Genomic DNA, 25,467 nt, shown 5'->3' with positions numbered 1-25,467 from the left:
CGGATCAGCGTCGGGGCGGTGTAGTAGATGGTGACGCCGTATTTTTCGATGATCTCGAAGTGGCGGTGCTCATTCGGGGAGTTCGGGGTGCCTTCGTAGACGACCTGGGTGGCGCGGTTGGCCAGGGGCCCGTAGACGATGTAGCTGTGTCCGGTGACCCATCCGATGTCGGCGGTGCACCAATAGACGTCTTGTCCCGCTTTGTGATCGAAGACGTTGTGATGGGTGTAGGCGGTCTGGGTGAGGTATCCGCCGCTGGTGTGCAGGATCCCCTTCGGCTTCCCGGTGGTCCCGGAGGTGTAGAGGATGAACAGCGGATGCTCGGCCGGGAACGGCTGAGCCTCGTGTGCGGGCGAAGCGGCGGAGACGGTTTCGTGCCACCACAGGTCGCGCCCGTCGGTCCACGGCACCTCGGTCCCCACGCGGCGCACCACGAGCACATGCTCCACCGATGACGGCACATCGCCCTTGGCGGCCAGCGCCTCGTCGACAGCCTCCTTCAGCGGCGCGGGCTTACCCCGCCGCCACTGCCCGTCGGTCGTGATGACCAGCCGCGCCTGCGCGTCGTCGACCCGCTGACGCAGCGCGCTCGGCGAGAACCCGGCGAACACGACCGAATGGGTGAGCCCCAGCCGCGCACACGCCAGCATCGCCACGATCGCCTCGGGCACCATCGGCATGTAGATCGCGACCCGATCACCGGCGACCAGCCCGAGCTCGGTCAGGTAGTTGGCCGCCCGCGAAACCTCCTCGAGCAGTTCCCGATAGGTGATCGCCCGCGAATCGCCGGGTTCGCCCTCCCAGTGGATGGCAACCTGGTCGCCGTGGCCGTCGAGAACATGGCGGTCGACGCAGTTGTAACTAATGTTCAGCTCGCCGTCGGCGAACCAGCGCGCCACGGGTGCGTCGTCCCAGTCCAGGACCTGTGTGAAGGGTGTGTGCCAGTGCAGGCGGCGTGCCTGTTCGGCCCAGAAGCCCTCGCGGTCGGCGTCGGCCCGCTCGTAGAGTTCGGCACCGGCATTGGCGGCAGCCGCGAACTCGGCGCTCGGCGGATACGAATCCTGATGTCCTGCAGCGGTTTCGGTCATGTCGATGTCAGCCTCACATGCCTGGTGCGGTCGGGTCGGTCGCCAGGGCGCAGCCGTGGCACCTCGACAGTAACGAACGTGTCCGCCCCCTTGTGAGCGTTGCGTGAGCTCGGTTTCCGAGACGTTCAGTGGGCTTGATTCATCCGGTGAGTTCGCGGACAGGGCAGGCGATCCCGGGCTATCGTTTTAGATCAACCGTTCAGCTGATGGTTCCGAGAATTGTTCATTTTTTTCTGTCGAACAGGAAGGGTTCGGCAATCTTTTCCGCGTATTCGGCATGTAACCGTAGGGATACATGTGACGCGGAAGATGACTGCGCCCCCTTCATGTCATGGAAGCGAACCGGGAGAGATCGTTGAGATTCATCAGAGCGACCGCGCTGATCGCGGCGGGACTAGTGGCCACAAGCCTCGGTCTCACCGCGTGCTCGTCCGATGACAGTGCCGCTGCCGGCATTGTCACCACCAATGCGGGAGAGCCACAGAATCCCCTGGTACCGACCAATACCAACGAGAACATGGGCGGTCGCGTGGTCGACCGTTTGTTCGCGGGCCTGAAGTACTACGACGCCAACGGCGAAGCGCACGACGAGATGGCCGAGAAGATCGAGACCACCGACCGCAAGTCGTATCGCATCACCATCAAGCCGAACTGGAAATTCACCGACGGCACCACGGTCACCGCCAAGTCGTTCGTCGACGCCTGGAATTACGGCGCGCTCGGCACCAACGCGCAGTTGCAGGGCTACGCGTTCAGCCAGATCGCCGGTTTCGACGAAGTGAATGCCGAACAGCCCAAGGCGCAGACCATGTCCGGTCTGAAGCTGGTCGACGATCGCACCTTCACCGTGGAACTCGAGTCGCCGTCGATCGACTTCGAGAGTGCCCTCGGTTACGCCCCGTTCTATCCGCTGCCCGAGGTGGCGTTCAAGGACATGAAGGCTTTCGGTGAGAAGCCGGTCGGCAACGGCCCCTATGCTTTCGAATCCTGGGAACACAACGTCAAGATCGATTTGAAGCCCAACCCGGATTACCCGGGCGGTAGGCCCGCCAAGAACAAGGGCCTGCGCTTCGTGATGTACCAGTCCTACGAGACGGCCTACGCCGATCTGCAAGCAGGTAACCTCGACGCGCTCGACACCATTCCCGACAGCGCCCTGAGCACCTACAAGAGCGATCTCGGCGACCGCGCGATCACCAAGCCGACCGCGCAGAACCAGCACATCGGCATCCAGTCCAATGTCCCGCATTTCGCGGGCGCGGAGGGCGTGCTGCGTCGCAAGGCCATTTCCATGGCGATCAACCGGCCGCAGATCATCGAGAAGATCTTCAACGGCCTGCGGAACCCGGCACGTGATTTCACCGCGTCGACACTGCCCGGTTTCGATGCGAACCTCCCGGGTGCCGAGGTGTTCGACTACAACCCGGAGGAGGCCAAGAAGCTGTGGGCCCAGGCCGACGCCATGTCGCCGTGGGCAGGTTCGCGCTACACCATCACCTACAACTCCGACGGCGGCCACCAGGCCTGGATCGAAGCGGTGGCCAACAGCGTGAAGAACACCCTCAACATCGACGCCGTCGCCACTCCGGTGCCGACGTTCAAGGACGTGCGTGACGCGGTGAACGCCGAAACCATCGGCACCGCTTTCCGTTACGGCTGGCAGGGTGATTACCCGACGATGATGCAGTTCCTCGGGTCGAACTACTACAGCTACTCCGAGACCAACAATGTCAACTACAACAACCCCGAGGTGGACCGCCTCTTCGACGCCGCCATGGCCGCGGCGACGAAGGAGGAGTCCTACAAACTCATCGGGCAGGCACAGGCGATCCTGATTCGGGATATGGCCGATATCCCGGTGTTCGATTACATCGCCGCCGCGGGCCGCTCCGACCGGGTCACCAAGGCGGAACTCGCCTGGAACGGCCTGTTCGACTTCGAGAACATCGAGAAGTAACCACTCGCCGCCGGGCCGGGTCACGAAAGTGGCTCGGCCCGGCCGTTTTCGGAGGAATGATGACTTGGTACATACTCCGGCGCCTGCTCCAGATGATCCCGGTCTTCCTCGGCGCCACATTGTTGATCTACGCGATGGTCTTCCTGATCCCCGGCGACCCGATCAAGGCGCTGGCCGGTGAGAAGGCGCTGACCCCGGCGGCCGAGGCGGCATTGCGCGCCCGCTACCACCTCGATCAGCCGTTCATCATGCAATATCTGCATTACCTGCAGGGCATTCTCACCCTCGATTTCGGTACGTCGTTCTCCGGCAGGCCGGTGCGCGAGGAACTCGAACGCGCCTTCCCGATCACCATCAAACTGGCGTTTCTCGCCGTACTGATCGAAGGCTTCTTCGGCATCCTGTTCGGTTTGATCGCCGGTTTGCGCAAGGGCAAACTGTTCGATTCGACGATGCTGATCGCGAGCCTGGTGATCATCGCACTCCCGGTGTTCGTCGTCGGCTATCTCGCGCAGTTCCTGCTCGGTGTGAAATGGGGCATCGCACCGGTGACCGTCACCGGGAACGCCAGTCTCGGTGAACTGATCGTCCCGGCTTTCGTGCTCGGCTCGCTCTCGTTCGCCTATGTGCTGCGCCTGACGCGAAACTCCGTGGCGGAGAACAAATCCGCCGACTACGTGCGCACCGCGACGGCGAAAGGCCTCGGCCGCCGGCGCGTGGTCTCGGTGCATATTCTGCGCAATTCGATGATTCCGGTCGTCACCTTTCTCGGTGCCGATTTCGGTGCGCTGATGGCCGGCGCCATCGTCACCGAGGGCATCTTCAACATCCCCGGTGTCGGCGGAACCATGTATCAGGCGATCATCCGTGGTGAGCCGCCGACGGTGGTGTCGTTCGTGACGGTGCTCGTTGTGCTGTTCCTGCTGATGAACCTGGTCATCGACCTGCTCTATGCCGCGCTCGACCCGAGGATCCGTTATGCATGACAAGCAATCGCATTTCGTGGCCCCCGCCGACGAGGTGGAGGTGCTCGCCACCGACCGCGTGCTCGACGCGGGCACCCCGACCAGCATCTGGGGCGATGCGTGGCGGCGGCTGCGGCGCAACCCGGTATTCCTCGTGGCCGTCGTGCTGATCGTGCTCGTACTGCTGGTCGTGGTGTGGCCGTCGCTGTTCACCAGCCAGGACCCGCGCCATTGCCTCGGCGAATTCGGGATGGACGGGCCCCGCCCCGGTCACCCGTTCGGTTTCGACAAGCAGGGCTGCGACATCTACGCGCGCACCATCTACGGCGCCCGCGCCTCGGTGACCGTCGGCGTCGGCTCGGCGCTGCTGTTCCTGGTGGTCGGCGGGGTGCTCGGCGCGCTGTCCGGGTTCTACGGCGGCCTGCTCGACACCGTCGTCTCGCGCATCGCCGAGATCTTCTACGCCATCCCGATGGTGCTCGCCGCCATCGTGCTGCTGCAGCTGCTCCGCCCGGCCGGGATTGCCACGGTGATCGCGATCCTCGTGGCGTTCACCTGGCCGCAGGCCGCGCGCATCGCCCGTGGCGCGGTGATCGAGGCCAAGAACAGCGAATACGTCACGGCGGCGAAGGCGCTCGGTGTGTCGCGGTTCGGCACGCTGATGCGGCACGTGCTGCCGAACGCGGCGAGCCCGCTCATCGTCGTGGCGACCATCTGGCTCGGCGTCTTCATCGTCACCGAGGCCACGCTGTCCTACCTCGGTGTCGGTCTGCCGCCCGACATCGTGGCCTGGGGCGCCGACATCTCCCGTGCCAAGTCCGAGATCCGTACCTCGCCGATCCTGTTCTACCCGGCGACCGCGCTGGCCATCACGGTGCTGAGTTTCATCATGCTCGGCGACGCGGTGCGCGACGCGCTCGATCCGAAGGAGCGCACCCGATGACCACCGAACCCCTGCTCGAAATCCGCGACCTGGAGGTGAGTTTCACCTCCGACGGCAAGCCGGTGCCCGCCGTGCGCGGGGTGAATCTGACCGTCTACCCCGGGCAGACCGTCGCCATCGTCGGCGAGTCCGGCTCGGGCAAGTCGACGACCGCGCATGCGATCATCGATCTGCTGCCCGGCACCGGCAAGGTGACCGGCGGGTCCATCCGGTTCGAGGGCAAGGACCTGACCAAGGCCTCCGCCAAGGAGATCGTCGCCGTCCGGGGCAACGGGATCGGCCTGGTTCCCCAGGACCCGATGTCGAACCTGAATCCGGTGTGGAAGATCGGCTTCCAGATCCGGGAAACCCTGGAGGCCAACGGCATCGCCAAGGGTGCGGCCGCGCGCGAACGGGCGGTGGAACTGCTCACCGAGGCCGGGATGACGGATGCCGAGCGGCGGGTGAATCAGTACCCGCACGAGTTCTCCGGCGGTATGCGCCAGCGCGCGCTCATCGCGATCGGGCTGTCGTGCAGGCCGAAACTGCTCATCGCCGACGAACCCACCTCGGCGCTCGACGTCACCGTGCAACGCCAGATCCTCGGTCACCTCGAAGAGCTCACCACCGAGCTGGGGACGGCCGTGCTGCTCATCACCCACGACCTCGGCCTGGCCGCCGAACGCGCCGAACACCTCGTGGTGATGTATCGCGGGCGGGTGGTGGAATCCGGCCCGGCCCTGCAGATCCTGCGCGACCCGCAGCACGCCTACACCAAGAAGCTGGTGAATTCGGCGCCCTCACTGGCGGCGCAGCGGATGTCGTCCTCGCGGCAGCGGGCGAAGGTGCGCGACCGTGCCGTCGAGGTGGCCGCCACCGAGGCGCTGCCCGACACCGTGCTCGACGTGCGAAACCTCACCAAGACGTTCAAGATTCGCGGCAAACGACCGTGGCAGTCGTCGGCTTTCACCGCCGTCGACGACGTGAGTTTCTGCGTGGAACGCGGCACGACCACCGCGATCGTCGGTGAATCCGGCTCGGGCAAGTCGACCATCGCGCAGATGGTGCTCGGGTTGCTCGAACCGACGGCAGGCTCGGTGGTGTTCGACGGTCAGGAGGTGTCGTCGCTGGACAGCAAGGGCGCCTTCGCCTTCCGCCGTCGCGTGCAACCGATCTTCCAGAACCCCTACGGTTCCCTCGACCCGATGTACTCCATCTTCCGCACCGTCGAAGAACCCCTGCGGGTGCACAAGATCGGCACCGCCGCCGAACGCGAGAAGGTGGTGCGCGACCTGCTCGACAAGGTGTCGCTGCCGTCCTCGGTGCTGCGGCGCTACCCCAACGAGTTGTCCGGCGGGCAGCGTCAGCGGGTGGCGATCGCCAGGGCGCTCGCGTTGTCGCCGGAACTGGTCGTCTGCGACGAGGCGGTGTCCGCGCTCGACGTGCTGGTGCAGGCACAGATCCTCACGCTGCTCAACGACCTGCAAGCCGAGCTGGGGCTGACGTACCTGTTCATCACCCACGACTTGGCCGTCGTCCGGCAGATCGCGGACAACGTGCTGGTCATGCGAGCCGGGAAGGTCGTCGAATCGGCCACGACGGATGAGGTGTTCGCCGCGCCGCGGGAGGAGTACACGCGGGATCTGCTCGAGGCGATTCCGGGGCGGGAGCTCTTGGCTGGGTAGTGGTTGTGCGTCGGCGGGCATCGGCGGCTGGATAGCGATGGTTGTCGGCTTGGGTTGAGTAGCGAGAACGTTGGCCGGGACTGTCGCTGGACTGCGGGGGCAGCAGCTCGTGAAATGGCGGCGTCAGCGCAGCTCAGCGGCGTATCGTTGACGGGTCCGAGGTGGTGCGACGTGGCTCGCTGAGGTGGGGAGGCGCCGGTGGATCGAATCGATGCGGAGCGGCAGGCCGAGCTGGAGGCGCGTCGGCGCCGGGCCAAGACGCCGGCGGCGAAGCGGCTGGCAGAGGTGCTGTGGCCCGACCGGGTCTGGCCGAGGGCGGGCGGGTTGCATGTGGCCGTCGGGGACGGTGCGCTGGAACGGTAGCCTCGTATGTCGTGACTGATCCGCTGCAGCCCCTGGTCGACCTGCCCGGCGTGCGTGAGGCCGCCGACAAGGCGCGCGACGCGCTCGCCGCGGTGCACCGGCACAAGTCCAACCGGCGCGGCTGGGCGACCACCGCCGCCGAGGCCGCCGTCCGCGCGGCGCGTTCGTCGGCTGCCATCGAGGGCGCGAGCACCGATCTGCCTGCCGACGGCAAGGTCAGCGATCCGGTGCTGGCCGGTGCGCTGCGGGTGGGCCAGGCGCTCGACGGTGACGCGCTCACCAACCTGGTCGGCACCTGGCGCCGCGCCCCGCTGCAGGCGCTGGCCCGGCTGCATCTGCTCGCCGCCGCCGACCTCGTCACCGATCAGCAGGAACTCGGCAGGCCACGCCCGGTACCCGGGGTGGCGGAGCGGCTGGACCTGCTGGCTCAGACCGTGCAGACCAGCACGGCGCCCGCGCCGGTGATCGCCGCCGTGGTGCACGGCGAGCTGATGACACTTCGCCCGTTCGGTACCGCCGACGGTGTGGTCGCCCGCGCGGCGTCGCGACTGGTCGCGGTGTCGACCGGGCTCGATCCCCGCAGCCTCGGCGTTCCCGAGGTGTTCTGGCTGCGTCGCAGGCAGGCCTACCTCGATGCGGCCGCCGGCTTCGGCATGGGCACACCGGAGGGTGTCGGCGGATGGGTGCTGTTCTGTGCGGGTGCGCTCGAAGACGGTGCGCGAGAGGCCAACTCGATCGCCGACGCGGCCGCGGGCTGACCTTCCCCACACATCGAAACGGGCGGCGTGCCGATTGCTCGACTTCGCCGCCCGCTAGCACGGAACACCTGGTTACCAAGCGTGCTGGGGTGGGTTGTGTTCGGTGGCCTCGGCGATCATCCGAACCCCGCCGGTTCATCCCCGCAACCTGTGCGAGGCTCTCGCCGACGACTGCCCGAATTTCGCAGGCCCACAACTCTGCTGCCCTTGTCGCGGCGCGCTCCGCGTGGGTGCCTGGCGTCCGTGCTGGGAAGGGTGGGATGGGAGGCGAAACCTTCTCTTCCGGTCCCGTCTTGGCCTTCCGTCCTTCCGTGACTCCATTCTTACACTGTGACCGCACTCACTTCAAGCGTTTCTGTGGCATTACCGAATCCGCCTGTTTTCGGCGTGTCAGTCGGCGATCCGTGCTTGCGGGTCAAGGCTGCGTCGCAGGTCAGCGGCGTTTACGCAGCAACCGGTAGCTGATCGCGCCCGCCAGGACGGCGCTGAGCCCGACCGCCGCCGTCGCCGCCACCGTGGTGCTCGACGGCGCCTGGAACCGCGACCACAGCGACACCGGATTGGAGAAGGTGAGCACCGGCCAGCCGCGCGCGACGGCCTCCTTGCGCAGCGCGCGGTCGGGGTTCACGGCGGTCGGGTGGCCGACCGCGCTCAGCATCGGCAGGTCGGTCGCCGAGTCGGAGTAGGCGTAGCACCGGGACAGGTCGTAACCCTCTGCGGCGGCCAGCTTTTCGATCGCGGCCACCTTTCCCTCTCCGTAGCAGTAGAACTCGATCTCGCCGGTGTATTTTCCGTCCTCGACGACCATCCGCGTCGCCTCGGTGTGGGAGGCGCCGAGCGCCTCGGCTATCGGCCCGACCATCTCCTCGCCGGACGCCGAAACGATCACCACATCGTGGCCGCGGATCTTGTGATCGGCGATCAGGTCGGCGGCCTCGGCGTAGATCAGCGGGTCGACCAACTCGTGCAGCGTCTCGGCCACAATGGATTTCACCTGTTGCACATCCCAGCCCGCGCACATGTTGGCCAGGTTTGCCCGCATTCGTTCCATCTGGTCGTGATCGGCACCCGACAGCAGGAACAAAAAGTGCGCGTAGCTGCTCTCCAGTACGGCTCTGCGGTTGATCAGCCCCTGCGCGTAGAAGGGTTTGCTGAACACGAACGCGCTCGATTTCGCGATCACCGTTTTGTCGAGATCGAAGAACGCGGCCACCCGCCCGCCGGCCGTCGGTGCACGGCCCGAGGAATCGAGTCTTGTGTCCGTAGGCGGAGTCTGGCGGCGTTCGGCGGTCACGACAACAGGATAGGCACGCGCACCGACGGGTGGGGGATCCGCCCGCTCAGGCAACTGTTCGGCGTTTGCCCCGCGGACGCCGGAGGGCGCGAATCGCCGAAGAATGTCGGCCGACGCTACTTGCGCCGTCGGCGGGTTATGGGTGTAGTATTGCTGACACCTGGACATGGTCCAGGCGCGTTCAGCCCGACCCCCCGGGGCTGAACCCGACGGCCCCAGCCTCCTCCCCCCCGGCTGGGGCCGTCCTCTATTTTCAGGACGATTACTTTCATCCGGCAGCGTATTCGGAAGTTATCCACACCCCGCGAGTTATCCACAATCGCCGTTCGACGGGTGTCGGCCGAGGTCCTCCGCGAGCACGCTGAACCGCATGAACCTCGCCCCCACCTCCGCTCCGATCTCGCCCGCCCTCGTGCTCGTGCGCGACGAACGGCTGCGCGCCGAGGTGCGCCGGGTGGCCGCGGCCGCCGAGCGGGTCACCGACGAACGGCACATGCCCGTCGGCAGGCACGCCTGGGCGGGCGCGGGCCTGGTGATCCTCGACACCGATGCCGCGATCGCCGCCGCCGCGGCGGGCTGTCCACGACGGGCGGGGATCGTGCTCGTCACCGAAGGTGAACCGGCCGTTGCCGACTGGCGGGCCGCCACCGCCGTCGGTGCCGAACGCGTCGTCGGGCTGCCGAGCGCGGCAGTCGCGCTGGTCGAGCAGTTCGCCGAGCATGCCGAGGCGCGCACCGGGGAGGGGGTGGTTGTCGCCGTGGCCGGTGCGGGTGGGGGAGCCGGCGCGTCCACCCTCGCCGCCGCGACGGCCTTACGCGGTGCGGCGCTGCGAGTGCGGCGCGACGCGGTACTCATCGACGGCGCGCCCCTGGACGGTGGCATCGACCTCGTGCTCGGGATGGAGAACGTCGCCGGGCTGCGCTGGCCCGACCTGGTGATCGAGGACGGGCGGGTTTCCGCTGCCGCGCTGCACAACGCGCTGCCTGCCGCCTGTCCCGGGTTGGCTGTGCTCTCCTGCGGGCGCGCGGGTCCGCCCGCCGAACTGGCGCCCGCGGCGGTGCGTGCGGTGATCGAATCCGGTAGGTCCGCAGGTGATCTGGTCGTCTGCGATGTGTCGGGGGAGCGCGGTGCGGCGGCCGACGTGATGGTCGATGCCGCCGATCTCGTCGTTCTCGTCGTGCCCGCGCGGTTGCGTTCGGTAGCCGCCGCCGAGGTGGTGTCGGCGTACCTCGGCGAGCGAAACCCGAACAGGGGCCTGGTGGTTCGTGGCCCGGCGCCGGGCGGCTTGCGCGGCGCGGAGGTGGCCGAGGTGCTCGGGTTGCCGCTGCTCGCGGCCGTGCGTGGACAAGCCGGGCTGGCCGCGCGGCTCGAACGCGGCGGGCTCAGCGTGCGCAGGCGCGGTCCGCTGCGCGACGCGGCCGACGCGGTTCTCGCCATGGTCGGGGCTGAGGTGTGATGACGACATTCGTCACCGTCGACCTGCTCGAGCGAGTCCGCGAACGCCTCGCCGAACACGCGGGCGCACCCGATGCCGCCCAACTCGCCGCCGCGATCCGCGCCGAAGCGGGCGGTGTCCTCGCCGACACCGACCTACTGCGCGCCCTGCGTCTGCTGCAGACCGAGATGACCGGCGCAGGCCTGCTCGAACCGCTGCTGCACGATCCGCGCGTCGCCGATGTTCTGGTCACCGGGCCCGATGCGGTGTGGATAGATCGTGGCCACGGCCTCGAGCGCACCGACGTGCGTTTCGCCGATGAAGCGGCCGTGCGCAGGCTCGCCCAGCGTCTCGCCCTGGCGGCGGGTCGCAGGCTCGACGACGCCCAGCCGTGGGTCGACGGCAAACTCACCGGCACCGAGGCAACACTCGGCGACGCGTTCGGCGTGCGGCTGCATGCCGTTCTCGCGCCTGTCGCCCACGACGGCACCTGCCTGTCGCTACGCGTCCTGCGCCCAGCTACCCAGGGACTCGATGCCCTCGCGGCCGCCGGCTCGCTACCTCCCGCGGCCCGTGCGCTGCTCGGCGATATCGTGCGCGCCCGCCTCGCATTCCTCGTGGTCGGCGGAACCGGTGCGGGAAAGACGACCTTGTTGTCCGCGCTGCTGGCGGCCGTGGATCCCGCCGAGCGGATCGTCTGTGTGGAAGACGCCGCGGAGCTGGCGCCCGTACATCCACATGTGGTGCGCCTGGTGGCGCGCACGGCCAATGTGGAAGGGGTAGGCGAGGTCACTGTTCGCGATCTGGTCCGCCAAGCGCTGCGGATGCGCCCCGACCGGATCGTCGTCGGTGAGGTCCGCGGCGCGGAGGTCGTCGATCTGCTCACCGCCCTCAACACCGGCCACGACGGCGGAGCGGGAACAGTTCACGCCAATTCACCCCAGGAAGTTCCCGCCCGACTGGAAGCCCTCGCGGCCCTCGGCGGAATGGACCGCGCCGCCCTGCACAGCCAGCTGGCCGCAGCGGTCCAGGTTGTCCTCCACGTCCACCGCCGCGCCGACGGCACCCGAGGCCTCCGGGAAATAGGAATCCTCCAGCGCGACAACGACTCCATCCAGATCACCCCCGCCTGGCGCTCCGATTCGGCCCCGACCCCGGGCGCTCCGGAACTGGCTCGGCTCCTGGAATCGAGGCTCGGATGAGTGATTGATCTGCGCTTATTACCGGCCGTCGGCAGACGCAACCGATCTCGGTCCGCACCTTCCCGCGTTGCGAGACGAGGCGCGAGGCTGCGAGCTCCTCGCCTTCCTGCGCCGCTGCCTCGAGGAGCTCGTCGCGAGTTGTGCACAGAGCTCCCAAGAGTGACGCGCACAGAGCTCTGGCGGGCGAGTCGCGTACCGGCGCGACGGTGCAGGCGGTTTCTCCTCTGTTGTCGGGCAGGTATGCGGCTCCGTCGACGGGCGAGAGATCTTCAACCGATGTGGACGCCTGTGGACAAAAGCTGCTCGTCGAACGTGTTGTCGCAAAACGTGAGTGGAGGTGAGAGAGATGGGCGTCGGATTGCTCTGTTGTGCGGTCGCGGTGCTTGTGCTTCCGGTTTCGGGAGGGCAGCGGAGGTTCGCGCGGCTGTTCGGGGTGGCGCAGCGGGGCCGGTCGCCGCGTGTGCCTGTGGAGTGGTGTGTGGGAATCCTGTTGGGGTGTGCGGCTTTCGGCTTCGGAGTCGGAACGGGGTCGGCCGCGCTCATGCTCGGTGTGACTGTGGCTGTGCGCAATCGGCGCGGGAAGGCTGAGCGGGAGCGTCGGCAGGAATGCGCGCATCTGCTGGCCGGGTTGGAAGCTGTCGTCGGCGAGCTGCGGGTGGGAGCTCACCCGAGCGCGGCGGCGGAATCGGCTGCGGGCGAGTCGCGGGGTGAGGCGGCGCGCGTGCTCGCGATCAGCGCGGGTCGAAGCCGTCTCGGTGGTTCGGGCGCCGATGGATTGGTGCATCCGGATTCCGTTGTCGCCGAGGAGCTGTCGCGGATAGCGACCGCCTGGCGCGTCGCCGAGCAACACGGCCTGGCGCTGGCCGAACTCCTTTCCGCCGCCCGCACCGATCTCCTCGCCCGTACCCGCTTTCGCGACCGCACCGAATCCGCGCTGGCAGGCGCCCGAGCCTCCGCCACGGTCCTCGCCGGACTCCCGCTCGTGGGGGTAGGACTCGGCCAGCTGATGGGCGCCGCGCCCCTGTCCGTCCTCTTCGCCTCTCCGGCAGGCGAATTCCTACTACCCCTCGGCGCCGCGTTGGCCTGCTGTGGACTGCTGTGGACGGATGTCATCACCCGAAGGGGGACGGCATGAGCGTTCCGATGAGTGTCGAGTCACCGCCGACTTGTGAACTGCTGTGGAGGGTGTCCCCACCAGGACGAGTGCACACGCGCGTTGATGCACGCCGGCCGAGGCTGACCGCATGTATTCGTCCGCCTGGGGCCGACCCGAGCCGGGGTGCATCGGGTGTGCCGACCCGGCGAGGCATGCACCGCCCACGCGCCGACCAGAGTCCGCACACCAGCGGATGCGGACTGTGCACAGAGCTGTGGATGGGTGTGGACGGTTGTCGATGTCGAGTGAAAGGGGTTGTTGTGCAGCATGATTTCGGTGCGCCGCTACCGCTCGCGGTGCTGATTCTGGCTGTTGCGCTGCTGGTATTGCCCGGGAGGGTGGCAGTCAGCCGGCGATTGCGAGGACTCGGGCCTGCGGCGGCACCGGCTCCGGTGCGGGTGACGGCGAAGGCGGACCCGTTGGGGTCGGCTTCGGCATTCGATCTGCTCGCCGCGTGCCTGCGAGCCGGGCTGCCGATGGCAGCAGCCGCCCGCGCCAGCGCTCCCACCGCGCCACCGGTCTTGTGCGCGGCTCTGCTGCGGGCCGCCGACCTACTGGCACTCGGCGCCGACGCCACCACGGCATGGGAGCGCGCCGCCGCCGACGCGGTCGGTTCCGCGGGTGCCGACGAAGTCGAGTCGCTGGCGCGGATGGCGCGACGCTCGGCCCGGTCGGGCGCTTCGCTGGCGACCGCGGTCGCCGAATTGGCAACGCAGCGGCGCGAAGTGGTGGAAGACGCCGCCGTGGCACGCGCCGAACGTGCGGGCGTGCTGATCGGCGGCCCACTCGGTCTCTGCTTCCTGCCCGCCTTCGTCTGCCTCGGGATCGTCCCCGTCGTAGTCGGTTTGGCGGGCCGGGTCCTCGGCAACGGCGGCCTGCCGTGAACGCCCGCCACACGGGCCACGAAACGTCACCGGGCGGATCGTCCGCGCGGTGGGAAATGAGAGGGGATCACGATGACGCACGTACGCACCGTCTGCCTGGAGGTTCGAGCCCGCTTCACCCGTCTGCTCTTCGACGACGCCGGGATGTCGACGGCGGAATACGCGATCGGAACCATTGCCGCGGCCGCCTTCGGCGCGGTGCTCTACGCGGTGGTCACGGGGGACAACATCGTCAACGCGCTGACATCGATCATCGACAAGGCACTCAACACCAGCGTGTAAACCGCTGTCGCGCAGGCCGTCTCACAGACGATACGGGAGCGGTGACGGTCGAGGCCGCCATCGCCCTCGCCGCCCTCGTATGCGCGGTCGCCCTCTGCGTCGGCGCACTGCTCGCGGCGTCGACCCAGGTGCGCTGTGTCGACGCCGCCCGCGAAACCGCGCGCCTGGCCGCACGCGGTGACACCACCCACGCCGTCGCCGCAGGCCGCACCGTCGCCCCACCCGGGGCCACCGTCGAACTCCGCAACGACGGCGACCGCGTCATCGCCACGGTCGCCGCAACCACCCCACTACTCCCCGGCCTGCACCTCCTAGCCGAAGCGGTAGCCGTCATCGAACCCGGAACCCAGCCATGACTACACCGATCTCTCCTCGGGACACGCCGCCATCTGTCGACCATGCGGCCTGTCCTCCCTGCCCACGTGACTCAGGACTGATGCGCACCGCACTCGCCGAGGTACTGCACCCAATAGGCCAGGGCTCACGCGGCCGCCGTGGTACCGGGCGCCGACGAGGCTCGGGCTACCTCGATCCGCGGCGGTATCGGTCCGCAGCCTCCGGGGGCGAGCAGGGTGGTGCGACAGCTTTCGCATGTGTGGCGTTGGCTGGGCTGATTTGTTCGACCTTGATGGTGGGGCAGGTCGGTGCCGTGGTGGTGGCACGACATCGAGTGCAGGCAGCGGCCGATCTCGGGGCGCTGGCCGCTGCGGGCGCTTTGGTGGAGGGGGCGGAGGTGGGGTGCGCGGAGGCCGACGATGTCGCGCGGCGGATGGGGGCGCGCCTGTCACGGTGCGAGGTGGAGCAGTGGGATGCCGTGGTGACGGTCGAACGGCAGGTGGGGCTCGGGGTGTTCGGTGTGCGGTCCGTGGTCGGCGCGGCGCGGGCGGGCCCGGTCGAGGAGAGCGGGTGATGCCACGCGTTCGCACAGGTCGGCTTGCTTCCGGCCTGAACTAACTGGAATTTACCGGAACGCCGCCCCAGCCATTTCCAGCGCTTTTATTGGAGGCGCCGCGAAAAAAATGAAACAAATGACGATGAACACCATCGATGCCTGATTGGCAATGTGTCAGTTAATGGAAGGAGATTCCTTTTTATTCTACCGACGAGTAACACCCAGGCCGTTTGGACTGGTCAGGGCAAATTCGGACAACTGACCAGTAAACTTTCGGTGGGGTGTAGCAGCGGTCACGATGACGCGACGGCGGCATCACGCTGTGGCGGAGCCGTCGGAATGGCTTGCGAGTTCACCGAGCACCGACACCAGGAGACGTTCGGCGGCCGCCTTGTCGAGCGGATTGTTGCCGTTGCCGCACTTGGGTGATTGCACACAGGACGGACAACCCTCGTGGCACCCACAGCTGCGGATCGCGTCGAGCGTTGCCGACAACCATGCGCTGAGCTGGGCGAACCCGCGCTCGGCGAAGCCCGCGCCACCCGGCTGGCCGTCGTAGACGAACACCGTCGGCGCGCCGGTATCGGGATGCTCGGCGATGGAGACACCGCCGATATCCCAGCGGTCACACCCCGCCACCAGCGGCAACATCCCGATGGCCGCATGCTCGGCGGCATGCAGGGCGCCGGGAAGCTGGTCGTCGGAAATACCCGCGGCGGTGAGCAGCCGCGGCGTCACGGTGTAGAGGACGGCTTTGGTGTGCAGGGTCTGCGCGGGCAGGTCGAGTTCCACCTGGTCGAGCACCTCGCCGGTCACCAGCGTGCGCAGGTAGCCGATGACCTGGTTGGTCACCGCGACCTGCGCCGATGCCGTCGTAACCGCGCCGAATACCCGCTGCTCGAGCACCGTTTCGATGCTGATCGAGGTGACCTGTCTGGCGCTGGTCGTGAAACCTGGGTCCACCTCGTTGACGAACGCGACACCACCGTCGAGATCGAGTTCGTCGACTAGGTAGGTCTCGCCCTGATGCAGGTGCACGGCACCGTCGTGCAGCGTGGCCGGTGCCCGGCCGGCGTCGGCGGTGCCGAGCAACCGCCCGCTCTCGGCGTCGACGATCGCGATGGGCGTGCCCAGTCCGCCCCGCACGTCGACGGCGTCGTGCGGGTGGCTCTGTGCCGTCACATGCCAGCGCGCGGGTAGGCGCCCGGATCCGGGCCTGCGCCTGATCAGGCCCTGTTCGGCCAGGTCAGCGAGTAAGTCGGCGGCCCGGAGCTCGGTCACCTCGGCGTCGGTGAGCGGCAGCTCCAGCGCGGCGCACAGCAGTTGCGGACCGAGGATGTACGGGTTGTACGGGTCGGTGATCGTCGCCTCGATCGGTCGGTCGAGGAGGGCTTCCGGGTGATGCACGAGATAGGTGTCGAGGGGATCGTCGGTCGCGACGAGCACCACCAGCGAACCCTGCCTACGCCTGCCCGCTCGGCCCGCCTGCTGCCAGAACGACGCGACCGTGCCGGGAAAACCGGCGATGACGACGGCATCGAGACCGGCGATGTCGACACCGAGCTCGAGCGCATTGGTGCTCGCCACGCCGAGCAGATCGCCGCGCGACAGCGCCTGCTCGAGCTCCCGCCTGTCCTCGGCGAGATAACCGGCGCGATAGGCGGCGATGTGTTCTCGCAGCTCAGGGGCGGTATCAGCGAGCACTCGACGCGCCTCGAGCGCGATCAACTCGGCTCCGCGCCGGGAACGCACGAAGGTCAGCGTCCGCGCCCCTTCGGCCACCAGGCTCGCCATGATCTTGGCGGCCTCACCCGTCGCGGTACGCCGAACGGGCGCCCCGTTCTCCCCGGTCACCGCGGTGCTCAACGGCGGTTCCCACAGTGCGACAGTCCGCGCGCCGGACGGCGAACCATCCTCGGTGACGGCGGTGACCGGCGCCCCGACCAGCCGGCTCGCCGACCCGGCCGGATCGGCGCTGGTGGCCGAGCACAGGATGAACACCGGATCGGCACCGTAGAACCGCGCGAGCCTTCGCAACCTGCGCAGCACCAGCGCGACATGCGACCCGAACACTCCTCGGTAGGCGTGGCATTCGTCGACCACCACGTAACGGAGGTTGCGCAACACCCGTGACCAGCGCTGATGCGAGCGCAGCACCCCCACGTGCAGCATGTCCGGATTTGTGAAGATCCAGCGCGCATTGGCCCGAACCCACTGCCTGACCTCGGCGGGAGTATCACCGTCGTAGCTCGCCGGATGGGCTTCGCGCAGCGGGTTGTCGTGGATCAGCGAGCCGACGGCCCGCAACTGATCAGCACCCAAAGCCTTCGTCGGGGACAGGTACAGGGCGGTCGCGCGCGGGTCGTCGCGCAGGGCGGTGAGGACCGGCAACTGGTAGCCGAGGGACTTACCGGAGGCGGTTCCGGTGCTCACGACGACGTGTTCGCCCGCTGCGGCGAGCTCGGCGGTGCGCGTCTGATGCGCCCACGGCCGCTCGATTCCCTGGGCACTCAGCGCGCTGACCAGCTCCGACGGCACCCAATCCGGCCAGACCGTCGTGCGGGCGGGCCGCGCGGGCAGCTCCGCGACATGGGTCAGCGGACCAGTGCTCGATGCCGCATCGAGCAGGACACGATTCAGCAACGATCGACCGTAACTTTCGGCCGCGGACGACGCGCGGACCTCGGTCCGCTCTGTCGGATTCATCCGGTTGCCCTCTCATGCGACATCGGAAGTGTGAAACGTGTGTGTGCGCCGAGGGCCACCTGGGTTTTCGTAACCCAATAGCGACCTGGGTCACAGGAGGTTTGCTGGAAGCTCACCCGGTTATCCCTAAGCAAACAGACTGAAAGTACGGATACACCCAATCGTCCCCTTACCTGCGCATTCGCAAGATCAAGAATTTTGCAAATTGTCGGTAACTCGACTGTTGAATTGCTCGGAGACATGGTTCACTGGGTCTCGGTCGCAAGCTTCTGTGTTCGAGGTACGGATCCAAAGTCCAACCATCAGCAGGATCGATGTTGCGAACGCCGTGCTCAGGTTTTCCTTGCAGGGGGATCCAACAGTACAGCGGTCTCAACGGACCCGGTGGACGAACCCAGTTGTCCGCCGTTCCGGTAAGAAAGAGAAGGAACAGAATGGCACAGGGAACTGTGAAGTGGTTCAACGCGGAGAAGGGGTTCGGCTTCATCGCGCCCGAGGACGGCTCCGCTGACGTCTTCGTCCACTACTCGGAGATCCAGGGCACGGGCTTCCGTACCCTCGAGGAAAACCAGAAGGTCGAGTTCGAGGTCGGCCAGGGCACCAAGGGCCCGCAGGCCACCGGCGTTCGCGCGCTCTCCTGAGCTGCGAAACACAACTACGCCCGTCCCCCACCCCCGTGCGCGGAGGTGGGGGACGAGCCATTTCCGGGTACGATCGGCCAGAACGGCAGACCCGGGACACGCGAGCACGCGCACCTGAAAACCCCGGCGCCAGCCGCCGACGGCGCTTCTTCCCATGGGCGCAGGGTATAAACGTCACTGGTGGCGATGTCGAACGTCGCGCCGTCTGCCCCAGCCGCGCTCCGAGCGGACCTCCCGAGGCGCGGATCTAGAAGGAAGGTGTTCGCCGGTGGCAACACGAGACCGCAGTTCAGCCGACCAGGGGCGACCCCTGCGTCGTCTCGTGATCGTCGAGTCCCCGACGAAGGCCCGCAAGATCGCGCCCTATCTCGGCCGCAACTACACCGTCGAAGCCTCCGTCGGCCACATCCGCGACCTCCCACGCGGCGCCGCCGACGTGCCCGCCAAATACAAGGGTCAGCCCTGGGCCCGCCTCGGTGTCGACGTCGATCACGACTTCGAGCCGATCTACGTCGTCAGCCCCGACAAGAAGGCCAAGGTCGCCGAACTGAAGGGCCTGCTGGCCGACGCCGACGAGCTCTACCTCGCCACCGACCCCGACCGCGAGGGCGAGGCCATCGCCTGGCACCTGCTCGAAACGCTCAAGCCGAAGGTCCCGGTGCGCCGGATGGTCTTCCACGAGATCACCGAGCCCGCCATCCTCGCGGCCGCCGCCGACACCCGCGACCTCGACAACGACCTGGTCGACGCGCAGGAAACCCGCCGCATCCTCGACCGCCTCTACGGCTACGAGGTCAGTCCGGTGCTGTGGAAGAAGGTCATGCCGCGCCTGTCGGCCGGTCGCGTGCAGTCGGTGGCCACCCGGGTGATCGTGCAGCGTGAGCGTGAGCGCATCGCGTTCCGCTCCGCCGAGTACTGGGACATCGCCGCCAAGCTCGACGCGGGCCCCGACGAGAAGTCCGACTCCACCAACCCGCGTACGTTCGGCGCCCGTTTGGTGCAGGTCGAGGGCGCGCGCGTGGCCTCGGGCCGCGATTTCGGCTCCGACGGTCAGCTCAAGTCCGCCTCCGGTGTGGTCGTGCTGGACGAGGCGTACGCGCGTCGGCTCGCCGAGTCGCTCGACGGTGTCGACCTCGTGGTCAGTTCGGCCGAGGCCAAGCCGTACACGCGCAAGCCGTACCCGCCGTTCATGACCTCGACGTTGCAGCAGGAAGCGGGCCGCAAGCTGCGGTTCACCTCCGAGCGCACCATGCGCGTCGCGCAGCGGCTGTACGAAAACGGCTACATCACCTATATGCGAACCGACTCGACCACGCTGTCGGAGTCGGCGATCGCCGCGGCCCGTTCGCAAGCCACCCAGCTCTACGGCGCGGAGTACGTGTCGCCCACGCCGCGTCAGTACAACCGCAAGGTCAAGAACGCGCAGGAGGCACACGAGGCGATCCGCCCGTCGGGCGACACCTTCATGACGCCGGGCCAGCTGGCGTCGAAGGTCGACCAGGACGAATTCCGCCTCTACGAGCTGATCTGGCAGCGCACTGTCGCCTCGCAGATGGCCGACGCACGCGGCACCACGCTCACCCTCCGCATCACCGGCACCGCGCGTTCCGGTGAGGAGTGCGTGTTCTCGTCCTCGGGCCGCACCATCACCTTCCCCGGCTTCCTCAAGGCTTATGTCGAGAGTGTCGACGAGGAGGCGGGCGGCCAGTCCGACGACGCCGAGTCGCGCCTGCCCGCCCTTGAAGAGGGCCAAGCGGTCACCGCCGTCGAACTGAACCCCGATGGCCACAGCACCAACCCGCCCGCCCGCTACACCGAAGCTTCGCTGATCAAGACGCTCGAGGAACTCGGCATCGGCCGCCCCTCGACCTACTCCTCGATCATCAAGACGATTCTCGACCGCGGGTATGTGTACAAACGCGGCAGTGCGCTGGTGCCGTCGTGGGTGGCCTTCGCGGTGATCGGTCTGCTCGAGGCGTACTTCGGCAGGCTCGTCGACTTCGACTTCACCGCCGCCATGGAGGACGACCTCGACGCCATCGCCGGTGGCCGCGAGCAGCGCGGAAACTGGTTGTCCAGCTTCTATTTCGGTGGCGAGAACGGCGCCGAGGGTTCGGTCGCGCGTTCGGGTGGCCTCAAGAAGATGGTCTCCGTGCAGCTCGACGACATCGACGCGCGCGAAGTGAACTCGATCAAGATGTTCGTCGACGACGAGGGTCGCGATGTGGTGGTCCGCGTCGGCCGGTTCGGGCCGTATCTGGAGCGCATGGTCGTCAATCCCGATGACCCGGACGGTGATCCGATCTCGCAGCGCGCCAACCTGCCCGACGATCTGCCGCCCGACGAGCTGACTCCCGAGGTCGCCGAGAAGCTGTTCTCGACGCCGCAGGAAGGTCGTTCGCTCGGCGTCGACCCGGCCACCGGGCACGAAATCGTCGCCAAGGAAGGACGTTTCGGGCCGTACGTCACCGAGATCCTGCCGGAACCGCCCGCGCCGGACCCCGCCGCCGCACCCGCGAAGAAGACGACGAAGAAGGTCGCGGAGGTCAAGCCGCGCACCGGGTCGCTGTTCAAGTCGATGGATCTGTCGACGATCACGCTCGACGACGCGTTGAAGCTGCTGTCGCTGCCGCGCGTGGTCGGTAACGACCCCACCTCGGGCGAGGAGATCACGGCGCAGAACGGCCGCTACGGCCCGTACCTGAAGAAGGGCACCGACTCCCGTTCGCTGGCGTCGGAAGAGCAGTTGTTCACCGTCACCTTGGACGAGGCGCTCAAGCTCTACGCCGAACCCAAGCGGCGTGGGCGGCAGGCGGCGAGCGCGGCACCGCTGCGCGAGCTCGGCAAGGACTCGGCCACCGACCGCCCGATGGTCATCAAGGACGGCCGTTTCGGTCCGTACGTCACCGATGGTGAGACCAACGCGAGCCTGCGCAAGGGTGACGAAGTGGAGTCGATCACCGACGAGCGCGCCTCGGAGCTGCTGGCGGAACGGCGTGCGCGTGGCCCGGTGAAGAAGAAGGCGACGGCGAAGAAGGCGGCCAAGAAGGCCCCCGCCAAGAAGACCGCGGCCAAGTCGACGGCGACCAAGACGGCGGCCAAGAAGACCACAGCAAAGAAGACGACCGCGAAGAAGACTGCTGCGAAGAAGGCCCCTGCCAAGAAGGCGACAGCGAAAAGCGCTGGGGCGAGCGAAGACTGACGCGCGAGTACGTTCTTCGACAGTTCAGGCCGCGAGTGGGTTCTGCGCCAGCTGACGGCCACCGCTCTCGGGGTTGTCGGTGCGCGCGACTAGGGTGTGTGCCGTGGCAGGAGTCTTCGATCGACTGGTCGGCCAGGACGTGGTCGAGACCGAGCTGACCGCTGCCGCCACGGCGGCGCGGGCCGGTGTGGTCACCGGTGCGATGACGCATTCCTGGCTGTTCACCGGGCCGCCGGGGTCCGGGCGTTCCATCGCCGCGCTGTGTTTCGCGGCGGCTCTGCAGTGCACCGACCCGGACACCGTCGGCTGCGGTAAGTGCCACGCGTGCACGACCACGATGGCCGGAACGCACGGTGACGTGCGTCGGGTCGTACCCGAAGGCCTCAGCATCAGCACCAAGGAGATGCGCGAGATCGTGCAGGTCGCCTCGCGGCGGCCGAGTACCGGCCGCTGGCAGGTGGTCGTGGTCGAGGATGCCGACCGGCTCACCGAGGCGGCGGGCAACGTGCTGCTCAAGGTGGTGGAGGAACCGCCGGACCGCACCGTCTTCCTGCTGTGCGCGCCCTCGGTCGACCCGGAGGACATCTCGGTCACGCTGCGCTCGCGGTGCAGACATGTGCACCTGGTCACGCCGTCGGTGCCGTCCATCGCACAGGTGCTGAAAGAGCGCGACGGGCTCGATGCGAAGACCGCCGAATGGGCCGCGTCGGTGAGCGGCGGGCACGTCGGCCGAGCGCGCCGCCTGGCCACCGACGACGACGCCCGCAAACGCCGCCAGCGTGCCCTCGCCCTGGTCAAGGCCACCGAGCGCCCGGGCGCCGCCTACGCCGCCGCCGACGAACTGGTGAAGTCCGCCGACGACGAAGCCAAACAGATGAGCTCCGAACGCGACGACCGCGAACGCGACGAGCTCGCCACCGCCCTCGGCGCGGGCGGCACCGGCAAAGGCGCGGCCTCGGCCACCCGCGGCTCGGCAGGCGTACTGAAAGAACTGGAACGTCGCCAGAAATCCCGCGCCACCCGCACCGGCCGCGACGCCCTCGACCGCGCCCTCATCGACGTGGCAGGCATGTACCGCGACGCCCTCGCCCTCCGCTTCGCTGGCCGAGGCGCCACCATCACCCTCACCCACCCCGACATGGCCGACGAGATCACCGACCTCGCCGCCTCGGTCCGCCCCGAAGGCCTCCTGCGCAGCATCGACGCCGTCCTCGCCTGCCGCGAAGCCCTCGACCTCAACGTCAAACCCCGCTTCGCCGTAGCCGCCATGGTCGCCACCCTCATCGCCGCCCGCTCCACCTGACCACCCGTTTTCGCGATCCAGCCCCACTCGCGATAGACTCTCGTCGCCGAAAGGCACGCCGCCTTAGCTCAGTCGGTAGAGCGCTTCACTCGTAATGAAAAGGTCGGGGGTTCGATTCCCCCAGGCGGCTCCGACATCAAAGGCCCTTTCCGGGATCCGGAGAGGGTCTTTGCTGTTTCTGGCCCCGCGCGGGCGCCCCGTCTGTATCCGCGGCTAGTCCTGGCACACGGAGGACTGGACGATCGGGTTGGGGCCGGATGAGGCACCGATAGCGTTTGCGGTGGCCTCCGCGCGATTGCCGGCCCGTGCCCACGACCACGTGCCATCGCTTGCCAGTGCGACGGCGGCGCACCATCCGCTCGCGACAGTCACGAAGGCGTAGCAGTCGGATTCATCGCAGGCGTCGACTGCAGCCGATTCGGCGTGGGATGCCGAATCGTAGTTCCACGAACGTCCCGTGGTGCCGGTCGATTCCGAGATGGCGATGGATCCGTAGTAGATGCTGTCCGCCTGCGCTGGTGCCGCGAGCACGACCGTCGGCGCGGCGACGGCAAACGTGATGGCGATCGACCGAACCAGCTGTCCTGCTAGAGAATTCATGTGATCAGATTGCCGCTGCGGGCTTAACGATCCGTTTGGATCTTCTTGACTTTCGACTTCCTCTGATTTCGGGGGTCTGTGCCAGAGGTCGCAGTGTCTTCCTCGCGTATGTGTGCATATTTTTCTTTGCACAGGAGACTTTGCAAACATTAGTGTGCATGTATGGACGGTGTGGAACCCAGGGTGATTACGGATCCGGTGGCGCTCAGGGCGTTGGCGCATCCTTTGCGGCAGCGGATTCTGCGGGCGTTGGCGGAGAAGGGGCCTGCTACGGCTACGGGGTTGGCTGAGGTGTTGGGGGAGAACACGGGGGCTACCAGTTATCACCTGCGGCAGCTGGCCGAGCACGGGTTCATCGAGGAGGCGACGGAGCTGGCCAAGGGGAAGGAGCGGTGGTGGCGGTCGCCGCCGAAGGATCTGCGGTATCGGCTGGACAAGGCGCAGTCGCCGGAGATGCGTGAGCTGTTGGAGGGGTTGGTGGCGCAGCACATCGCCGAGGATGTCGAGTTGTTCGGGCGGTTCCAGGCCGAGCGGGACAGGCTCGGCGAGTGGGGTGACGTGATGCCGTTTTCGCGCGGGGCGATCTACGCGACGCGCGAGGAGCTCGACACCTTCTGCGAGGAGTATCTCGCGTTGCTCAAACGCTTTCAGGCCACGCACGCCGAGAAGCGGCCCGGTGCGCGCCGGGTGCTGACCCGGTTCATCGCTTTCCCCGCACCGGGTATGGACGAGTAGGAACCCACATGATCATCCGAATTATCCTGCTCACCAGCATTATCGCGGCTCTCATAGCCTTCGCGCCGACAGCAGGCGCCGACGAGACCACCACCGCCGACTTCACCTTCACGCGATCCGACGGCACCACCACCACGGGTACCGTGCACGCCCCGGCGGGTGCCACCGGGCTGCCGGGAGTCGTCCTGGTGCACGGCTCCGGCGATGGACGCAGCCCTCAATACACGCAGATCGCGACTGCTTTCGCACGTCAGGGCATCGTCACGCTCCGATACGAGAAGCGAACGGAGGACTACACACCGGCGCACCGCGACTACTCCCTGCTCGCGGATGACGCCCTCGCGGGTGCGGCGGCCCTGCGCCAACGACCCGAAGTGGATCCCGCGCGCGTCGGTCTGTGGGGTTTGTCCGAAGGCGGTTGGGTTGCGCCGCTCGCTGCTTCGCGTTCGGAGGACGTCGCGTTCCTGATCGTCGTCGGCGCGAATGCCGGTGCCCCGGCGGCACAGCAGGCGTGGGCGAACGAGACCCGGTTCGGGGCCGCGGGCGTGCGTGGTTCGATGGTGGACACGTTGGGACGCAACGCGATTCGTGTCAGTGCGGCCGCGGGCCTGTTCGCCCAGGCGTACTACGATCCGGTGCCGGTACTGGAAGCCATCGGCCAGCCGGTGCTCGCCATCTGGGGCGACAAGGACCGGCTCACCCCGCCCGGCGACAGCCTGCGCGGGTTCCGCGACGCCTTCGAACGAGTAGGGAAAACCGACTACACCCTGCGCACGTTGGACGCGCAGCACGGCGCATTCACGACCACGGACGGTTTCGACAAGGGCGCGGACCTGGCGCCCGGATACCCCGAACTCGTGGGCGATTGGGTGAAAGGCCTGCCCGGCTCTGCGGGCAAGCAATCGGACGAACCCGCCACGCAAGCACATTCGGTGACACCGCTGGCACCACAGGCATGGTGGGAATCGCCGACGGCGCTGTTGGTCCTCTTCCTCGGCACCGTGCTCACCCTGCTCGGCTACGCGCTCACCGGATTTGCCAGTACCTGGCGTCTGCCACGAGCCGGAGTCGCACGCGTGCTGGTGACAACAGCCGGGATAGGAATCATCGGCACGATCGCGCAGGTCCTTTACGTGGCGTCGACCAGGGCGACCTCGTTCGGCCCGTTGCTGTTCGGCCGCACCCTGCCCTGGCTGGCCTTGCAGGTGATCGCGGTGTGCGCGGTGTGCTCGCTCGGCTACCTCATCGCCCGACGCGGGACCATACTCGAGGGTGCGGGGAAGGGTGCGCGCGTCCGATGGATGCTGGTCGTCGTCGGCGGCATCGGATTCACCCTGTGGGCCCTGTACTGGGGACTGCTGTTGCCCTGATGTGTAACAACGCTAACGATATGCCCG

At 67.5% G+C, this 25,467-nt stretch carries 22 protein-coding genes and 1 tRNA gene; 19 read left to right on the top strand and 4 right to left on the bottom strand.

Annotated elements, in window-relative coordinates; translation table 11 throughout:
* On the bottom strand, positions 1–1,088 hold a 1,088-nt coding region (locus ACSVDM_RS23475; RefSeq protein WP_439267872.1), incomplete at its 3' end, for an AMP-binding protein.
* A 331-nt stretch (positions 1,089–1,419) separates the two neighbouring features.
* On the opposite strand from ACSVDM_RS23475, the gene ACSVDM_RS23470 reads away from it, so the two are divergent.
* The 6 genes from ACSVDM_RS23470 (at position 1,420) to ACSVDM_RS23445 (ending at position 7,738) form a co-directional block, all read left to right on the top strand.
* Positions 1,420–3,045, top strand: a complete 1,626-nt coding sequence (locus ACSVDM_RS23470; RefSeq protein ID WP_439267870.1) for a peptide ABC transporter substrate-binding protein — start codon at positions 1,420–1,422, stop codon at positions 3,043–3,045.
* Positions 3,046–3,104: 59 nt separating this feature from the next.
* Positions 3,105–4,031 (top strand): ABC transporter permease, encoded by a 927-nt coding sequence (locus tag ACSVDM_RS23465; protein WP_439267868.1) that lies wholly within the window; start codon positions 3,105–3,107, stop codon positions 4,029–4,031.
* Positions 4,024–4,953 (top strand): ABC transporter permease, encoded by a 930-nt coding sequence (locus ACSVDM_RS23460; protein ID WP_084476813.1) that lies wholly within the window; start codon positions 4,024–4,026, stop codon positions 4,951–4,953. The genes ACSVDM_RS23465 and ACSVDM_RS23460 overlap by 8 nt, the downstream gene beginning before the upstream one ends.
* Positions 4,950–6,617, top strand: coding sequence for an ABC transporter ATP-binding protein (locus tag ACSVDM_RS23455; RefSeq protein ID WP_439267865.1), 1,668 nt, complete (start codon positions 4,950–4,952; stop codon positions 6,615–6,617). The genes ACSVDM_RS23460 and ACSVDM_RS23455 overlap by 4 nt, the downstream gene beginning before the upstream one ends.
* Before the next feature lie 198 nt (positions 6,618–6,815).
* Entirely contained in the window at positions 6,816–6,980 is a 165-nt protein-coding gene (locus tag ACSVDM_RS23450; protein WP_157104681.1) for a hypothetical protein, read from the top strand.
* Between the two features lie 11 nt (positions 6,981–6,991).
* Positions 6,992–7,738, top strand: a complete 747-nt coding sequence (locus tag ACSVDM_RS23445) for an oxidoreductase (RefSeq protein ID WP_067495868.1) — start codon at positions 6,992–6,994, stop codon at positions 7,736–7,738.
* Between the two features lie 433 nt (positions 7,739–8,171).
* Here the strand turns inward: ACSVDM_RS23445 and ACSVDM_RS23440 are convergent, their stop codons facing one another.
* Entirely contained in the window at positions 8,172–9,032 is an 861-nt protein-coding gene (locus tag ACSVDM_RS23440) for an HAD family hydrolase (protein ID WP_439267862.1), read from the bottom strand.
* A 370-nt stretch (positions 9,033–9,402) separates the two neighbouring features.
* Between ACSVDM_RS23440 and ssd the strand changes: the two genes are divergently transcribed.
* From ssd to ACSVDM_RS23405, 7 genes are all read left to right on the top strand, one after another.
* Positions 9,403–10,488 (top strand): septum site-determining protein Ssd, encoded by a 1,086-nt coding sequence (ssd, locus tag ACSVDM_RS23435; protein WP_439267860.1) that lies wholly within the window; start codon positions 9,403–9,405, stop codon positions 10,486–10,488.
* On the top strand, positions 10,488–11,669 hold the full coding sequence (locus tag ACSVDM_RS23430; RefSeq protein WP_439267858.1) for a TadA family conjugal transfer-associated ATPase: 1,182 nt from the start codon (positions 10,488–10,490) through the stop codon (positions 11,667–11,669). Before ssd ends, ACSVDM_RS23430 begins: the two co-directional genes overlap by 1 nt.
* Before the next feature lie 478 nt (positions 11,670–12,147).
* Positions 12,148–12,804 carry a type II secretion system F family protein gene (locus ACSVDM_RS23425; RefSeq protein WP_439267856.1) on the top strand — a complete coding sequence of 219 codons (657 nt, stop codon included), beginning with the start codon at positions 12,148–12,150 and terminating at the stop codon, positions 12,802–12,804.
* A gap of 281 nt (positions 12,805–13,085) precedes the next feature.
* The gene (locus ACSVDM_RS23420) at positions 13,086–13,709 is read left to right on the top strand and encodes a type II secretion system F family protein (RefSeq protein WP_439267854.1); all 624 of its coding nucleotides are present in this window, start codon (positions 13,086–13,088) and stop codon (positions 13,707–13,709) included.
* A 72-nt stretch (positions 13,710–13,781) separates the two neighbouring features.
* Positions 13,782–13,991 (top strand): DUF4244 domain-containing protein, encoded by a 210-nt coding sequence (locus ACSVDM_RS23415; RefSeq protein WP_067495857.1) that lies wholly within the window; start codon positions 13,782–13,784, stop codon positions 13,989–13,991.
* Between the two features lie 41 nt (positions 13,992–14,032).
* Positions 14,033–14,347, top strand: coding sequence for a TadE family type IV pilus minor pilin (locus ACSVDM_RS23410; protein WP_439267852.1), 315 nt, complete (start codon positions 14,033–14,035; stop codon positions 14,345–14,347).
* A complete protein-coding gene (locus tag ACSVDM_RS23405) occupies positions 14,344–14,901 on the top strand; it encodes an Rv3654c family TadE-like protein (RefSeq protein WP_439267850.1) in 558 nt (185 codons plus the stop codon). Before ACSVDM_RS23410 ends, ACSVDM_RS23405 begins: the two co-directional genes overlap by 4 nt.
* A gap of 297 nt (positions 14,902–15,198) precedes the next feature.
* Here the strand turns inward: ACSVDM_RS23405 and ACSVDM_RS23400 are convergent, their stop codons facing one another.
* Positions 15,199–17,589 carry a DEAD/DEAH box helicase gene (locus ACSVDM_RS23400; protein ID WP_439267848.1) on the bottom strand — a complete coding sequence of 797 codons (2,391 nt, stop codon included), beginning with the start codon at positions 17,587–17,589 and terminating at the stop codon, positions 15,199–15,201.
* Positions 17,590–18,023: 434 nt separating this feature from the next.
* Here ACSVDM_RS23400 and ACSVDM_RS23395 point away from each other — a divergent pair, with 434 nt between their 5' ends.
* The 4 genes from ACSVDM_RS23395 (at position 18,024) to ACSVDM_RS23380 (ending at position 22,865) form a co-directional block, all read left to right on the top strand.
* The gene (locus ACSVDM_RS23395) at positions 18,024–18,230 is read left to right on the top strand and encodes a cold-shock protein (protein WP_019044597.1); all 207 of its coding nucleotides are present in this window, start codon (positions 18,024–18,026) and stop codon (positions 18,228–18,230) included.
* A 268-nt stretch (positions 18,231–18,498) separates the two neighbouring features.
* On the top strand, positions 18,499–21,432 hold the full coding sequence (gene topA / locus ACSVDM_RS23390) for a type I DNA topoisomerase (protein ID WP_439267845.1): 2,934 nt from the start codon (positions 18,499–18,501) through the stop codon (positions 21,430–21,432).
* 103 nt (positions 21,433–21,535) lie between these two features.
* Positions 21,536–22,735: a DNA polymerase III subunit delta' gene (locus tag ACSVDM_RS23385; protein WP_378667445.1), complete on the top strand. Its 1,200-nt coding sequence runs from the start codon at positions 21,536–21,538 to the stop codon at positions 22,733–22,735.
* Between the two features lie 57 nt (positions 22,736–22,792).
* Positions 22,793–22,865: transfer RNA gene (locus ACSVDM_RS23380), tRNA-Thr, on the top strand.
* A gap of 83 nt (positions 22,866–22,948) precedes the next feature.
* Here ACSVDM_RS23380 and ACSVDM_RS23375 read toward each other — a convergent pair.
* Positions 22,949–23,335, bottom strand: a complete 387-nt coding sequence (locus ACSVDM_RS23375) for a DUF4189 domain-containing protein (protein WP_439267843.1) — start codon at positions 23,333–23,335, stop codon at positions 22,949–22,951.
* Positions 23,336–23,497: 162 nt separating this feature from the next.
* Here ACSVDM_RS23375 and ACSVDM_RS23370 point away from each other — a divergent pair, with 162 nt between their 5' ends.
* Positions 23,498–24,070 (top strand): ArsR/SmtB family transcription factor, encoded by a 573-nt coding sequence (locus tag ACSVDM_RS23370; RefSeq protein ID WP_439267841.1) that lies wholly within the window; start codon positions 23,498–23,500, stop codon positions 24,068–24,070.
* Between the two features lie 8 nt (positions 24,071–24,078).
* Entirely contained in the window at positions 24,079–25,440 is a 1,362-nt protein-coding gene (locus ACSVDM_RS23365; RefSeq protein WP_439267839.1) for an alpha/beta hydrolase family protein, read from the top strand.
* Positions 25,441–25,467 lie beyond the last annotated feature (27 nt).

Source organism: Nocardia sp. JW2 (assembly GCF_051843015.1).
GTDB classification, from domain to species: domain Bacteria; phylum Actinomycetota; class Actinomycetes; order Mycobacteriales; family Mycobacteriaceae; genus Nocardia; species Nocardia coubleae.
This window is presented reverse-complemented; position numbering and strand designations above follow the sequence as displayed.

Bases quoted from the DNA above. Each gene is read 5' to 3' on its own strand.
- ACSVDM_RS23470 (WP_439267870.1), top strand. From the start codon at position 1,420: ATGGAAGCGAACCGGGAGAGATCGTTGAGATTCATCAGAGCGACCGCG.
- ACSVDM_RS23465 (WP_439267868.1), top strand. From the start codon at position 3,105: ATGACTTGGTACATACTCCGGCGCCTGCTCCAGATGATCCCGGTCTTC.
- ACSVDM_RS23460 (WP_084476813.1), top strand. From the start codon at position 4,024: ATGCATGACAAGCAATCGCATTTCGTGGCCCCCGCCGACGAGGTGGAG.
- ACSVDM_RS23455 (WP_439267865.1), top strand. From the start codon at position 4,950: ATGACCACCGAACCCCTGCTCGAAATCCGCGACCTGGAGGTGAGTTTC.
- ssd (WP_439267860.1), top strand. From the start codon at position 9,403: ATGAACCTCGCCCCCACCTCCGCTCCGATCTCGCCCGCCCTCGTGCTC.
- ACSVDM_RS23430 (WP_439267858.1), top strand. From the start codon at position 10,488: ATGACGACATTCGTCACCGTCGACCTGCTCGAGCGAGTCCGCGAACGC.
- ACSVDM_RS23415 (WP_067495857.1), top strand. From the start codon at position 13,782: ATGACGCACGTACGCACCGTCTGCCTGGAGGTTCGAGCCCGCTTCACC.
- ACSVDM_RS23405 (WP_439267850.1), top strand. From the start codon at position 14,344: ATGACTACACCGATCTCTCCTCGGGACACGCCGCCATCTGTCGACCAT.
- ACSVDM_RS23400 (WP_439267848.1), bottom strand. From the start codon at position 17,589: ATGAATCCGACAGAGCGGACCGAGGTCCGCGCGTCGTCCGCGGCCGAA.
- ACSVDM_RS23395 (WP_019044597.1), top strand. From the start codon at position 18,024: ATGGCACAGGGAACTGTGAAGTGGTTCAACGCGGAGAAGGGGTTCGGC.
- ACSVDM_RS23375 (WP_439267843.1), bottom strand. From the start codon at position 23,335: ATGAATTCTCTAGCAGGACAGCTGGTTCGGTCGATCGCCATCACGTTT.
- ACSVDM_RS23370 (WP_439267841.1), top strand. From the start codon at position 23,498: ATGGACGGTGTGGAACCCAGGGTGATTACGGATCCGGTGGCGCTCAGG.
- ACSVDM_RS23365 (WP_439267839.1), top strand. From the start codon at position 24,079: ATGATCATCCGAATTATCCTGCTCACCAGCATTATCGCGGCTCTCATA.